The following is an 11,947-nucleotide window of genomic DNA, read 5'->3' on the forward strand; positions in this document are numbered from 1 at the left end:
GTCTCGTACCTTCACATCTAGCTCTGCTTTGCGTCCTGAATTCTGTCATTTGTACGGCCGTCGCTTCATTCTCCGAGCGGACGAGGTTTCGGGCGACGGCCCGCCTCTGCAACCGTTGAATATTCGATCAGTCGGCGCGGAATGCGTCACCTTTTGTTGCCCGCGCGATAGCCAGTTCGACGATGCGCTCCACGATCCGTTCGTCGTCTTTCCATTTCATAACTAGCTTCCCGGGGTCCATGCCGTATTCGGCGACTACGTCGAGTAGGCGATCGTGATCGAGTTCGGCGAGGCCTGCCCTGAGCGAAGCCTCGCTTTCCCGTGCGAGCGCCACAGGATCCAAGACTGCAGGGGTTCGCCTGCCCCGATGGCTGGTCACTCCACTGCCGGCGGACGTCTTCTTGTCCTTTGCCTTGCGCACAGCGTTCTTCGTCGGCACCTTCTTCATGTCGCCCAGAAGCTCTTCGATCTGGGCGGCGAATTCGGGATTGCGGTCGGCCTCGCTGGCGATGAGTATCGCTAGTCGTGTCAATCGGGTTTTAAGCTTCATAGGTCCTCCAGCGTCTCGATGAGTTCCGCAGCGAGATCGATGTACCTCTCAGCCAGATCGCCATAGCCGTACTTCTGCTTGAGCGTCCTTTCGCTTGGCTGGTTTTCTGCGGCTGCCGCGATCTGGTTTGCCTGCCGGATCACTGTGTCGAAAACGGGTGGATCGCCACGACCGCGGAGGTCGCGCGAGACGTTGTAGTGAATCGTGCTGTTCTCTTGGTACTTAGTAATCACGATACCAAGGGGTTCGATGTCCTCGCCCACGTCCTTGGAGAAGTTGCCGACGCGCTTCACGATCTGTGGGATGCCGTAAGTCGACAGAACGTCTGGCACGGTAGGGATGATATAGCCCTCTGAAATGCGAAGGCCGTTCAGCGTAATGATGCCGAGGTTCGGTGGGCAATCGATCAGGACAATGTCGTAGTCGTCTAGGATCGGTTTCACCGCCAGGCGGAGCAGGTCGATCGGGGTCTGAGCATAGAACTGGCCAGAAGGCGCGCCTGCGAGCCGGTCTTGGACGTCAATCAAATCCAAACTCGAAGGGAGGAGGTCAATCGAGTTCGCACCCTTAACGTCGGATACCCCCTTTTGGAGCGTCTTGTCGAGATCGAACGTACGGTTCGTCGGGTCCAGTGCGTCCTTGAACAACGTAGCGAGCGTGTAGCCCTTCTTGTTCAGAGACTTCCACCTGTTTTCCCCGATCAGCATGGTGGTAGCGTTCGTCTGGGGGTCGAGATCGATCACCAGTACCTTCTTCCTGTGCTGGGAGGAAAGCGTCTCGGCCAGGGCGACCGTTGTCGTGGTCTTTGCGACCCCGCCCTTCAGATTAATCAAGGAGACAATACGGGCCATGGGAATCTTCCTTTTGCGTAACCAGGCTCTGACAGGACCGACCTTGAAAACAGGGCCAGCTTTGAGTTCAACCAGCGGCTGGGGAAAGTCTCGGTAACGAGTTCGCCAATTGGCAACAGCCTGTCGGGAGACGCCAGCCATCGCGGCGATCTCATTAAGTCCGACAAGCTCCGGCTCATCCCTTCGAATCAATTTTCCATTTCCTGTGAACGCTGATCACAGAAACTGTGTACGATGTTCACATCGCTTGTCAACGTCGTTTACGCGAAGAGTTTGCATTGGGCCGCCCAGAGCAGGACAGCAGGATAGATTTTGGTTGGGCTTTAAATCCGTACCTAGAACTATTCCCGGTGTCTCAGCCATTCGTCCCAGAACGCTATCAGCTCGCTCGGCAGGCCATCCACAAACGCTCCATCCAATGGGTAGTGCGGCATTGCCTCAGCGATGGCATCGAGCAACGCAGCACCTTGGACCGAATCCTTGCGGCGTTTGAGCGGGTCCCGCTTTGCCTGAGCACCCAACCAGAGTTTGTGGAGTGCGAACCAACGGGGGTCAGGTGCGACGATGCGCGCCGGGCTGCCATCACGGCACGGGACGACTTGGTCTACCCGTCGACCGGGCAGGAGCCATTCCTGTTCGGGAAGCGGAACGGGTCTTGGACGATCCTTTCCGGCGAGCGTTTCGATGCGCGATGGTGCGACCAGCAACTCTACTTCGTAGGCCTTCGAGTTCCGTGCCTGGAATTCCCGCTCGGTGTTGATCGTGAAAGTCGGATCGACCGCTTTGAGCATATCCCAAAGCTGCGTTCCGTCTTCCGGTTCGTCAGCCGTCCAGGCGAGATCGAAGTCCTCTGTTTCGTCCGGCACGTCGCGGAAAGTGCCCGCAGCTTCTAGCGCGTAGGCGGCCATCGCATTTGTCCCGACCACAAGCAGATGGCTGCCGAGAAGCGAGCGCCTGTCTGCCTCTCGAAGGATAGGACCCGCTTCTGCCGAGAGGAGCGGCAAGCGTAACGCGCGTGCAATCCGACTGCTCTCGCCAAGGGCATCCCGTGCGCCGTCACGGCGTTCCTTCAGCGCACTCTTTTCGGCCTTATATGCCTTCAGCTGGGTTTGCTTTTCATCGTCCCAGGCACCGAGACTTTTACCGTTCCCGCTGCGGTCAAAGATCTCGTAAAGGTACTCGTATTCGCCAACCTTCTTGCGCCTCAGATCGTATGGCATGGAATAGAGTTCGCGCTCGGCTTCGATCCACGCATCATAGCGCTGGCGCATATTGATGAGCGCGCGCTCCTGTTCAGAAGAGAAAGGTTGGATCACAGCCATCGCTGCGATTTATCCCACAAATTTCCAACTTTCAATAAACGCGGGATAAATGTGCTCGAACCGGGGCAACGTGTAAAGATTTTCGCGTTTTCTTTGCATGTCCCCATCAACGTGCAAAGCGAAAGCGCGTTTGCTTGTCATGTCGGCTCAATGTGCGATTCGCGCGAAAACCGGTCTTCCACAGCACCCGAACCGTAAATTTGGACCTTCATTGCCCCGGCGCGCACATTGGCTGGAAAAATTCTTTCAGTCCCGGACTGTCCATAGCAATCCATCATCGTCCACCAGCCAGTGCGCAACGATGTTTGATCTCTTTTTGTTCTTTCCTACACCCTTGCGATTCGCATAGCCTTGCTCGCGTCACCCAAGCCTACGGTGGCGCTGAGTTGAATATCTGATCGCACGATCCGCGACGGCAATTTGAGAACCAACCCAGTCGCAGGGGAGTGCGGCAACGGTGACAGAACCTTGAAGCAAAGGAATCTGTCATGTCGAATATCGAACTACTCACCTGCCAGGAGGTCATGCGCCTCACCGGCATTCGCAGCCGGACAACGATCTGGCGACGCATCCGCCGGGGTGCCTTTCCTCTTCCCATCGACATTGGCGGCGGACGTATCCGCTGGCGTTCCACTGACATCGAGCAGTGGATCGAGGCCCTCCCCCTGCGCAGCTATTGACCCCTCCAAGGCGGGCAATGGCCCGCAGAAAGCATCTCCCACATGTCTATCCTTTCCCTGATCAACGCCGCCCTGCAGAAGCATGGCTGGCTGATCGCTCGCCTTCCGAGCGACGAAGAAGAGCGCGCGACCCAGCTCGTCGAATTGCTCATTGAAGACAATGCCGATGGGCGCGCCCGTCGCCACACATTGCATCCCTGGCTCTGGTACGAACGCCCGGTCCGCGAGCGGTTTGAGGGACAAGATTGTTGTCTAACCGTCGAGGGACCGATCTACCGGAGCAGGGACGGAACAGGGTATCCGCTTGGCAGCCAGCTTCGTACCGAATTCGGGTGGCTGGATCTCACGCCAGAAGAGACCAACCTGCTCGCAGATGAGGTTCGATCAGCGATCGACCTTGCATTGCTTCGCTGGTTCACGAGTCCCGAGATGGCAGACCGCCAGTTGCCTTCGCGCCAATCCCGCAACGCTATTTCGACGATTATGTCGCCCGCAATCTAATCCTGTCCGCGACGCCTCCAACGGTATGCATGGAGCAAGACACCCATGCCAACTGACCGGAGAAAGACTGGAGAGAGGAAGGGCCACGATACTGCGTATCGGACCCGTAATTTCCATATACACCCTACGCACGTGTGCATCGAGGATTTCTGCGGTTTCAGGGAGCGCGCGGATAGCGCGCTCCCTGAAACTAAGCGTTCAGACCCTCGCAATTCTGCCATTTCTGGAGCGCGCTTCGCGCGCGCGGGAGGTGGTGATGGCGAGCCACATCAAGCGAACCATCCGCCTCAATCCTTCGCAAGCTCGGTCGCTTTCCGGCATCGCCGACCGGCGTGGATTGTCGGAGTATGCGATGCTCCTGAAGGTGATCGACGCGGGCTTCCTTTCGGTCCTGCACGGCACCGACAAGGAGACCGATCTTGCCGAACTGGCGCGCGAGATCGGGACAATATCGGGGCGCCTGGCAGAAGCCGAACGGGTGCTCGACCGGACCCTGTTCACCGCCTGTGCGGCCTATGCGTACGCCCGCCATGCGGCGCTGGGAACGAAGAAATCCGACGAAACAATCGCAGCAGAGGCGCGCGCCGCGTTCGAGCGCCAGCGTTCGCTTGCCCTGGAGATCGAGCCATGAATTCGAACATCGACTTTGTTACGCGCGCCCATGCCTTGTGGCGTGTGCGTATGGCGCAATGGCAGCAGCGTTTCCGCTTCTTTTCCACGATCACTCTTGGTGCAGCAGGGGTCGGAGCATTCATCGCCCCGCAGTTCCTGCTGCATGGCCCTGCGATAACGACAGCGGTGCAGTATGCGTGGGCCAACGTGCTGACGCTGCTCGGTTCCTTTGGGGGCAGCGACATCAAGATGAACATTGCGATGGAAGGCCAGCGCTGGACCGTTTCAGCCGCCTGGTTCGCCTCTGAACCGCTCTTCACCGATACCTTCTGGCAGGTCGTCAAAGTGATCGCTGGCGGTGCAATCACCGGCCTTGTGATAGGCCTGTTCACGGTCTGGGTGCTCCAGCGCACCATGTCGGCTCAAGGCAAGGATACGCTTGCCGACCGGGTCATTGGCGGCACACGTGTTGCGAATGAAGAGGACGTTGCGGCGCAGACCACTTTGTTCTGTGGCAGCGACGCATTGCGCATCGGCCCGGTCCCCGTTCCGCGCCGGATCGAGACCCGCCACTTCGCCTTTCTCGGCACTACCGGCAGCGGCAAGACCACTGCCTTGCGCCAAATGCTCGATGGCATCGAAAGGCGCGGGGAAGCGGCGCTGGTCTACGACACATCGGGCGAGTTCATCGCGCACTATTACAACCCCGCGCGGGGCGACATCATCCTCAATCCCTTCGACGCACGCTGCGCCTTCTGGACGCCCTTCGACGAGATATCGCACCCCGCCGATGCAGACCGGATTGCGCGTCAGCTTGTTTCGGAAACCAGCAGCCAAGATGATGATGTCTGGCTGGAGACGAGCCGCATTCTTGTGGCCAACATGATCCGTTCACTCTGGGCGGAAAAGAACTGCAGCCTCGAAGCCCTGCTCGAAGCCTTGCAGGTCAAGGACAAGGAGCAATTGAAGGATTGGCTGGGGCACACGTCATCCGCCCGCACCTTTGCCAATGACGCCGACCGCGCCACCGGCAGCGTACTCTTCATGCTCGCCAAGGCGGCAAACCTGATCCAGTTCCTGAAGGTCGAGGACGAGGGAGAGGACCGCTTTGCCTTCCGCGATTTCATCGCGAAGCTGGATGAGTGCGAGGGGGCAAAACCCTGGATCTTTGTCCCTCGCAAGGAAGACTATTTCGAAGCCTCCAAGCCGCTGATGGCCTGCTGGCTCGAATGCGCGGCAAGCGCGGTGCTGGGTCTGTCGCCATCGCCGGATCGCCGCATCTGGTTCGTGCTCGACGAGCTCGCCGACCTGCCCCGCGTCGAGAACCTTGCCCGCCTTCTGCCTGAGGGTCGCAAGTTTGGCGCAGCAATTGTGCTTACCTTTCAGGCACTCGGGCAGATGCGCAATCGCTACGGTGCCAACATCGCCGAGGCCATGCTGGCCTGCTGCAACACCAAGCTGTTTCTGCAAACGGTCGATCAGGAAACCCGCAAATGGGCGAGCGAGACCATCGGCCAATGCGAAGTGGAATTGCGTGTCGCCACCGATACGCTCTCGATTGGCAGCGAAGTGCCGCGCACTACCATCGCGACCCAGCGGCAATTCCGTCCTGCCGTGCTTGAAAGCGAGCTACGGCTATGCCCGCATCAGGGCTATCTGCTACTTCCCGATGGCCTGCCGGTCGCGCGTATCGGTCTCACCGCCGATCACATCACCCGGCGTGGCGAGCCGCGTCAGCCCGGCTACGTGCCAGGCGATCCGGCGGGCACGCTATGGAGCCGGGTCAGCGAGATCGCCAAAGGTGCCGAGCCTGACGCGAAACCGGGACCGGTCTGATGGTCGCTTCGGTCTCGGCGCTATCGAGTGCCGGTCAGGCTGCGAGCTACTATGAAGCTGACGATTACTATGCCGAAGGCGGCACGGCTCCGTGCGAGTGGTTTGGCGAGGCAGCGGAAAAGCTGGGCCTGTCTGGCGAAGTCGATCGCGAGAAGTTTGCCGAGTTGCTGGAAGGCCGGATTGCCGGACAGCAGCTTGGCACGACGCGCGATGGCAAGATCGAGCATCGCCCTGGCTGGGACATCACCCTGTCCGCCCCAAAGTCCGTCTCGATCATGGCCGAGGTTGCCGGAGACAAGCGGCTGATCAAGGCGCATGGCGCGGCGGTGAAAGTGGCACTTGCCCATGTCGAAAAGCATATGGCGGCAACGCGGATCAGGCAGGGTGGCGAGTTCCGGCGCGAGGCGACCGGCAATCTCGCTATCGCCACCTTCCGCCATGCCACAAGCCGGGCGCAGGATCCGCAGCTGCATACACATGGCGTGATCATCAACGCTACGCAGGACAAGGATGTGAACTGGCGGAGCCTTGAGCCCCGCGCCTTCTACCAGCTGCAAAAGGAGATTGGCGCAATCTACCGGCAGGAACTGGCGCATGGCGTTGCTGCGCTAGGGTACAAGATCGAAGTGGGCAAAGACTCGCTGTTCGAGATCGCGGATGTTCCTGAGAAGGCCATCGATGCGCTGAGCCAGCGTACCGCAGCCATCGATTCCCGGCTTGCCGAGCGGGGCACGAGCCGTGCGGAGGCGAGCGCTGCTGAAAAGCAGATCGCCGCGCTCGATACGCGCGAGGCCAAGACCAATGTAGATCATCGCACCTTGCGCGCCGAATGGCGGGCAACCGCCGACGCCAACGGGTTCGACAAGGCAGCGCAAGACAAGCTGATCGGTGAAGCGAGAGAGCGGACCAAGAGCAGCGAAACTACCGCCAGCCCCGAATTGCTGGCGCGGCAGGCGATCGCCTGGGCCGCTGCAAAGCTCTCCGAGCGTGCGGCCGTTTTCGCGGCAAGTACGCTGGCGCGCGAGGCCGGAGCCGCGTGTCGGATGCGGCTTTCAGCCGAAGGAGGGCAGAAAATGGGTGATCTGATCTTGAACTACCGCGCTTGCGGGGCAGAGTGCCGCGAAGACTGGTTGCGGATGCTGGCCAATGAGCACGGTCTGCCGTTCGGGACGGTGCAACGTCTGGCGGAGGAACTGGGCGAGCGTGAGGATTTCGCCGAGCTGATTTACATCTGCGAATGCGGCGGGAGGGTGGTGCAATGACCATTGGCACCCTTTCCCGCAGCGAGCGGATTGCCCGGCTCAATGACCGGGCACGGCAGGCGATGGGCTTGGCCTGCGTTGCAGTAGCAACCGAGGACTTCCGGGCCTTGTCCGAGGAAGATCAGTCGCGGGTGCGCGAGCTGGTCGAAACCTTCGACGCCTTCACGCCGGACAACGATCCCTACGGCGAGCGCGATTTCGGGGCGATCTATCAGGATAGCGAAGGTCGCTGGACGACAACGCGACCGGCGCGGCCTGCCGAAACCGTGTTTTGGAAGATCGATGCCTACGACCGCGACTTGCGATTCGGCAGCGAAGACCCTGCCAATCCTGCCGTTACCCGGCGGGTGCTGACGATCATGCTGGCATCGGAATACTGAATCGAGAGAAGCGCGCCGCATAATGCGGTGCGCTCCCCATCCATTTCTTGATGCTTTTTTGAACCGCAAACCGGATTCGACCGGACTGCCGGCCTGGGTCCGCGAGGTGCAGCACGTGCGAGGATTCGCCTCGCATTGCCGGCTTCGTTTTGAGCACCTTTATTGGCCGCACGCGGTCAGCCTTCAATGTCCGGCCCGCGCCGGTTCGCTCCGCTCACCCGTGTTGGACATGACCCCTTACCTTGGCCGTGCGGCCTTCCTCTTGGTGCAACGAGCCGCCAGACACGAAAGGAATTCATCATGGCACGCAGCAATACCGCACCCGCACAGGAGACCAATCCGCCGGACTTCCTCGCCTGGCATGTCGCCAACAAAGGCGACAAGGGTTTCTGGACCCGCATCGGAGCCGCCTGGTTCCACCGCGACCGCAAGGGGCTTTCCCTTCAGCTCGAAGTGGTCCCGATCAATGGCCGGATCGTCCTGCGAACGCCGCTGGACGACCAGAAGAAGGAACCGGGCGCTTAGCGCCCGGTCTTCGGGCGACAGAGCAGAAATTCGGTCCACTTTCGATACTTGAATCTGGCAGCGCTCACCGACAATGGGCATGGCATGCGCCCAGAGGACTTCTTCGAGCGCTGGCTTGTCATCGGAACCGAAAGCAAGCTCTCGGATGTAAAGCCGGTCCCGCCGCAGGATCGCAATGGTCTGCCCATACGCCCTCGACAAGGACAGAAAGGCATCGGACGCTTGTCCAGCGCCAAGCTGGGATCGGTCATGCTTCTCGTGACGAAGCATCGAAGTGCCAATTTCGTGGCAGCGCTTATCGATTGGCGATTGTTCGAGAATCCTTATATCAATCTGGCCGATATCACCGTTCCTACAGGGGAATTCGACAAGCTGGACGAGATATTCGATGAACTCCCGGCGTTCTGCGATGCGATCGCCGCGAGCGTGATAGACGATGATCGCGGCTGGCGGAATGGTAAGCCAAAGGTCCGCGAGCGATGGCGGCGTTTCGACGAGGATGAGGAACGCACCGGTCTTCCACCTTCGCAGAGAATCCTGCAGAGTCTAAAGCGACTCCCGTTTGAGGCTGGCCATCTTGCGCACTGGGCGGCGCCTGGAACAGCGATGTTGGTTTATGAGCTCGACGATACGCTTCGCGCACTTCCAAAAAGCGGCGACACTGATCCAGTCGCTGAAGAAAGTCGAACTCGTTTTGAGCGTACACTCTCCAATTTCGTAGATCCTTACGGCAGCGAAAAAGATCGTCCCGCCTTCGAGTATCGGGCCGACATTGTTTCGGCAAACGAGGTGGCTGGGCGCCCTAAGACGATCGTCGGAGCGGAGAAGGCGATCGACAGGACCCAGATCCAAGAGCTGGAGCATCAGCTTGAAGGGGTAGTCGGAGAAGACGGCATCTTTCGAGGCCGGGTGAAGGCCTTCGGAACATGGATCGAAGAGAAGGTGGATTTTGCGCTGCCCAAGGGCATCGCGATGCCCGAACGAGCGGACACTAAAGTCGGAGCCTTCGAACTCTTCATCGCATCGATGGAATTCGACAAGAAAAACTCAACGCACTCTTCCTCGGAACATGATCGTTATGTAGACTTGGCATCAGAATACGCAGGTCTGATGATCTATCGCGACGGACTTCGAGTGCTTCCGTATGGTAGATAAGACAATGATTTCTTTGAAATTGAGTTCAAGCGCAGCAAGAACGCGGGACGGTATTTCTGGAACCATCGGCAGATGTTCGGTCGCATCGCCCTAACGCGAAGAAGCAACCCCAACCTACGGGACAAGGCTGGCCGCGAAGGATTCATCGACAACGTGGCGGCGAAAACCTTCCGCGCCGTCGTAGAGAATATTCTCGAACAATCCGCGCGGCGCTATTTCGGGTCGGCTTCGGACATCCGGACGCCGCGCCTCGAAGAAATTCGTGAAAGCAATCGTGCTGGTCGCGCGAAGGAGGAAGCGAAGAAACTTCGCGAACGGGAGCGGAAGCTGTTCCAAGCCGAGCTGGACGCCGCTGAGGCACTACTCCCCGGACTTAGGGAAGAGGTTGCGCAAGCCTCAGAAACACTTGCCATCCAAGACGACGCAGACATTGCAAAGGCGGCCGAGCGTCTGTCCGACTGGCGGGAAAGGTTGGCCGAAGCCGAGTTGCGGCCCCAACCTTCAGGCACAGCGCGGCTCAACAAGCGATACCAAGCTGCGCGATCGTCAGCCAAGTCCATTGCCATGTCGATTGCTGAATTTGACAACGTCTTTCGAGAGCGGATCGAAGAATTCGAAGCAGCAGACCCGGCGGCAGTGCTCGAACGACAGACCGAAGCTGCTGTCAGCGCCGTGCGCAAGCAAGTTCAGGCATTCCAGTCTGACATTGAAGCGATGCAGCGCGAGCAATACGGAGGCGTCCGGGAGCTCGCGTTGATGCGCCTTGATGAGTTCCGACGTGAGACGGCAGCTATCGCCGCAAACCTGCAGACTGGAAATTTCGATTTGGCGAAATCGGTGGAAGCCGTCCGCCTGCTGCGTGATCGTTGGACTGTAGAGAACCGCAGACTGTTTGGTACTTACCTTTCAGCCCTAGGTGCGGTGAAGGATGAAATTGACCTCGAGACGCTCGCGAGCGCGCAGTCGGAGGAGCTTCGCGAAGCAGCGAGCGAGCTCGATCGCCTTACGGCGCTCGCTCAGCTCGGCATTGACGTAGAAATCGCAGCGCACGATCTTGCAGACTTTGACGAAATGGCAACGTCCGGGATCGCCGCACTGCCAGAAAGCATACGCAACTCGGAAGCCGTCCGAGACATCCGCCTTGGCATTGAAGGGCTCACCGACCAGCTCCGCTTTCTTTCTCCTCTTAGACTGTCGGGCGACAAGGTCCAGCGATGGATCGAAGGACGTGAAATCGAGGACTTCGTGCGACGGTTCTTCGCGCCAACGTTAGCGCGGGCTGGAATCGATTTCAGCGCTACGCCGGCATTTGAGGTAGTGCAGCTCTATGAACGGCCCGCCCGAGTGTTCCCCGTGTTCCTGAATCTTGTGAACAACGCGATTTACTGGGTGAGCACCGCCCCACGCTCGACCAGGAGCATTTTGCTCGACGTAGCAGGAGATGAACTTCTGGTTTCCGATAGTGGCCCAGGCGTTGAGGAAGAAGACCGCGAGCATATCTTCAACCTGTTCTTTACTAGGAAGAAGCGGTCTGGGCGAGGCGTAGGGCTCTATCTCGCCCGGTCGAATCTCGCGGCCGGAGGGCATTCGTTGCGTTATGTCGGGGATGACGATGAGCCGCCTCTAGAGGGTGCTACGTTTTATTTGGGATTCAATAATATACGGATGGCCGAGGATATTGGGGGCGATGGCTGAAGCGACATATAAGGATTTGGTGGCCGAGGCCTTTTTGAGCCCGATCCGCTCGGTGTTGATCGTCGATGACGACTATCCAACGCTGCACGAAATTTTGCTCTCGGACAGCGAACGGAAGCGCCAGTATGGCGACAAAGACTGGAACCGCTCATCGCACAGCCGTGCGAGAGTTAGGCGTGTTATCGAGCAATTTCGGGGGCCTGGTGCTCCTTACATGCTAGACATCCACGACGGCCGTTCACCGAGCGAAGAAACCGATGAGAAGAAGGTTGGCACGCTCCAGCAGACTGACTTGCTCATCCTCGACTATATTCTTGACAAAGCCAAGGATGATGACGGGACGGCTTCCCTCCGCATTGCGCGCGAAGCTTTGGACAACAAGCATTTCAATCTTATTCTCGTCCACACGAAAGAAGACTTGGACGACGTTTTTACCGAATTCGCGCTCGGGCTGCTGCAACCGTGTTTTGAGCAAGACGGAAATGACGATCCATATGAATCCCTAGGCCGCGTTGACATAAGATTTCAGCCATAGGCGCACTGCGGCGAGGTTGAGAAAGCTCTCAAAGGAGAGGATC

Annotated in this window: 13 protein-coding genes; 10 read left to right on the forward strand and 3 right to left on the reverse strand. The window is 58.9% G+C overall.

Annotation, left to right across the window (positions count from 1 at the left end; translation table 11 throughout):
• Positions 1 to 127 precede the first annotated feature (127 nt).
• The 3 genes from Q0897_RS14630 to Q0897_RS14640 form a co-directional block, all read right to left on the reverse strand.
• Positions 128 to 550 (reverse strand): hypothetical protein, encoded by a 423-nt coding sequence (locus tag Q0897_RS14630; protein WP_299310133.1) that lies wholly within the window; start codon positions 548 to 550, stop codon positions 128 to 130.
• Positions 547 to 1,401, reverse strand: a complete 855-nt coding sequence (locus Q0897_RS14635) for a ParA family protein (protein WP_299310134.1) — start codon at positions 1,399 to 1,401, stop codon at positions 547 to 549. The genes Q0897_RS14630 and Q0897_RS14635 overlap by 4 nt, the downstream gene beginning before the upstream one ends.
• 341 nt (positions 1,402 to 1,742) lie before the next feature.
• Positions 1,743 to 2,723, reverse strand: coding sequence for a GSU2403 family nucleotidyltransferase fold protein (locus Q0897_RS14640; RefSeq protein WP_299310135.1), 981 nt, complete (start codon positions 2,721 to 2,723; stop codon positions 1,743 to 1,745).
• Between the two features lie 488 nt (positions 2,724 to 3,211).
• Here Q0897_RS14640 and Q0897_RS14645 point away from each other — a divergent pair, with 488 nt between their 5' ends.
• From Q0897_RS14645 to Q0897_RS14690, 10 genes are all read left to right on the forward strand, one after another.
• Entirely contained in the window at positions 3,212 to 3,403 is a 192-nt protein-coding gene (locus Q0897_RS14645; RefSeq protein ID WP_299310136.1) for an AlpA family phage regulatory protein, read from the forward strand.
• Between the two features lie 42 nt (positions 3,404 to 3,445).
• Complete coding sequence (locus Q0897_RS14650) at positions 3,446 to 3,904, forward strand: hypothetical protein (protein ID WP_299310137.1); 459 nt, start codon at positions 3,446 to 3,448, stop codon at positions 3,902 to 3,904.
• Positions 3,905 to 4,160: 256 nt separating this feature from the next.
• Positions 4,161 to 4,535, forward strand: a complete 375-nt coding sequence (locus Q0897_RS14655) for a hypothetical protein (RefSeq protein WP_299310138.1) — start codon at positions 4,161 to 4,163, stop codon at positions 4,533 to 4,535.
• On the forward strand, positions 4,532 to 6,352 hold the full coding sequence (locus Q0897_RS14660) for a type IV secretion system DNA-binding domain-containing protein (protein WP_299310139.1): 1,821 nt from the start codon (positions 4,532 to 4,534) through the stop codon (positions 6,350 to 6,352). Before Q0897_RS14655 ends, Q0897_RS14660 begins: the two co-directional genes overlap by 4 nt.
• Positions 6,352 to 7,614: a MobF family relaxase gene (mobF, locus tag Q0897_RS14665; protein WP_299310140.1), complete on the forward strand. Its 1,263-nt coding sequence runs from the start codon at positions 6,352 to 6,354 to the stop codon at positions 7,612 to 7,614. The genes Q0897_RS14660 and mobF overlap by 1 nt, the downstream gene beginning before the upstream one ends.
• Complete coding sequence (locus tag Q0897_RS14670) at positions 7,611 to 7,994, forward strand: DUF3768 domain-containing protein (RefSeq protein WP_299310141.1); 384 nt, start codon at positions 7,611 to 7,613, stop codon at positions 7,992 to 7,994. The genes mobF and Q0897_RS14670 overlap by 4 nt, the downstream gene beginning before the upstream one ends.
• A 300-nt stretch (positions 7,995 to 8,294) precedes the next feature.
• Complete coding sequence (locus Q0897_RS14675; protein ID WP_299310142.1) at positions 8,295 to 8,519, forward strand: hypothetical protein; 225 nt, start codon at positions 8,295 to 8,297, stop codon at positions 8,517 to 8,519.
• A 48-nt stretch (positions 8,520 to 8,567) separates the two neighbouring features.
• Complete coding sequence (locus tag Q0897_RS14680) at positions 8,568 to 9,674, forward strand: ATP-binding protein (RefSeq protein ID WP_299310143.1); 1,107 nt, start codon at positions 8,568 to 8,570, stop codon at positions 9,672 to 9,674.
• Positions 9,675 to 9,746: 72 nt separating this feature from the next.
• Positions 9,747 to 11,369: an ATP-binding protein gene (locus Q0897_RS14685; RefSeq protein ID WP_299310144.1), complete on the forward strand. Its 1,623-nt coding sequence runs from the start codon at positions 9,747 to 9,749 to the stop codon at positions 11,367 to 11,369.
• Positions 11,362 to 11,904 (forward strand): response regulator receiver domain, encoded by a 543-nt coding sequence (locus Q0897_RS14690; protein WP_299310145.1) that lies wholly within the window; start codon positions 11,362 to 11,364, stop codon positions 11,902 to 11,904. The genes Q0897_RS14685 and Q0897_RS14690 overlap by 8 nt, the downstream gene beginning before the upstream one ends.
• The last annotated feature ends 43 nt before the right edge of the window (positions 11,905 to 11,947 follow it).

This window comes from uncultured Croceicoccus sp. (assembly GCF_947496385.1).
Taxonomy (GTDB): Bacteria; Pseudomonadota; Alphaproteobacteria; order Sphingomonadales; family Sphingomonadaceae; genus Croceicoccus.